This is a genomic window from Vibrio ichthyoenteri ATCC 700023, from assembly GCF_000222605.1.
Classification (GTDB): domain Bacteria; phylum Pseudomonadota; class Gammaproteobacteria; order Enterobacterales; family Vibrionaceae; genus Vibrio; species Vibrio ichthyoenteri.
In genome coordinates this window covers 1-1,031 of record NZ_AFWF01000219.1, presented here as the reverse complement: position 1 = coordinate 1,031, position 1,031 = coordinate 1, and the positions used below count along the sequence as shown (strand labels likewise).

The window sequence follows — 1,031 nt, the reverse complement described above, 5'->3', positions numbered from 1 at the left end:
GTCTTGAAAAACACCGGTTATGGCGATTACTAATACAGGCAAATACGCGAACGTTTGTAAAGATTCACTAGCGTTGGTAGCACTTAAAGCAATCGTATAAGCGATAGTAAATTAAAACTAAGCCTTGCCTTATTAGGCAGGGCTTTTTTTATATAGGAGAATATATGGCAGTACAAGGCGCAAGTGTTAATGTCAGTATGTCGGTATCAGATTACGAATATATCCGACGTCTTACAAATATTAGAAAAATAACAGCAACTGAACTAGGTAAGGTTAACCAAGCCTATGATAATTTCGAAAAGAAATCAGGCGCAGCATTAACTAAATCAAATAAGAACTTTAATACATTCAGCGGTCAACTAGGTTATCAAACACAAGATTTAATTGTCCAATTACAAGGCGGTCAAAATGCCTTATTAGCAATCGGACAGCAGGGATCGCAATTACTATCTGTATTAAATCCGATGTACGGCTTATTTCTTGTATTAGGTACAACAGCGGCGTCGTTCGCCGCAAGTCTATTCACAACTGGCAAAGGTTCAGAAGAGGCTAAAACACAACTAGACCGTTTAACAAAAACAACTAAAGAATGGACAGTTGCACAAAAGGCGGCGTTTGCGGTTCTTAATGCTCAAGCAATAGAAGAGGCTAACAGCGCACTATCTAAAACTGAGGACAGAGTCAAATCATTAACCGCTCAAATATCACTAGCAAGCGGCGGATCAGCCCCCGCAAGTTCTGAATATATCCAAGGGTTACAAGACCAATTAACGCTTGAATTAGAACTGAGAGAAAACGCGGCGGCAGAGGTTAAGAGATTAGAGAGCGTTAAAAAGGATGCGCAATATATTGGCTCACAGGCTTATATACAAGAATTGAGAGATCAAGCAGAAGAGAATAAAGCGTCTTTAGATAAACAGTTATTAGACCAACAAGCATACCAAACAAGTTTAAATGCTATCAATCAGAGAGCAATACAGGAAGAGTTTAAAGCCCGTAATAATGGAACTTTGGACGAATTCCAACAACTA

Annotated in this window: 1 protein-coding gene; it reads left to right on the top strand. The window is 39.0% G+C overall.

The window, feature by feature from the left end; all coding sequences use genetic code 11:
* Positions 1-164: 164 nt before the first annotated feature.
* A partial coding sequence (locus RH85_RS15975; RefSeq protein WP_006713740.1) for a hypothetical protein occupies positions 165-1,031 on the top strand: 867 nt, incomplete at its 3' end.